A 208-nucleotide genomic window follows, 5' to 3' on the forward strand; every position below is an offset into this window, starting at 1 on the left:
GATCTATAACCCATATTCCTTTGTTGCTTATCGCATCACCAACTTGATTAATGGCACTTTCTATTTGATCGTTTTCACTTGTAAAATCAGGGGCATTCTGTGAGTATAGTGAGAAATGTAAAGGCGTGATTTCATTACTGCCAACTTCGCTTGCAATTACCTGATTGGTCCAATAGCCATTGACCAAGTCGCCTTGTTCGCTGCCATC

General features: G+C 40.9%; 1 protein-coding gene. It reads right to left on the reverse strand.

Annotation, left to right across the window (positions count from 1 at the left end; all coding sequences use genetic code 11):
- On the reverse strand, nucleotides 1-208 hold a 208-nt coding region (locus JIV24_RS22310), incomplete at both ends, for a hypothetical protein (protein ID WP_200467291.1).

The sequence above is a fragment of the Carboxylicivirga marina genome (assembly GCF_016612505.1).
Taxonomy (GTDB): domain Bacteria; phylum Bacteroidota; class Bacteroidia; order Bacteroidales; family Marinilabiliaceae; genus Carboxylicivirga; species Carboxylicivirga marina.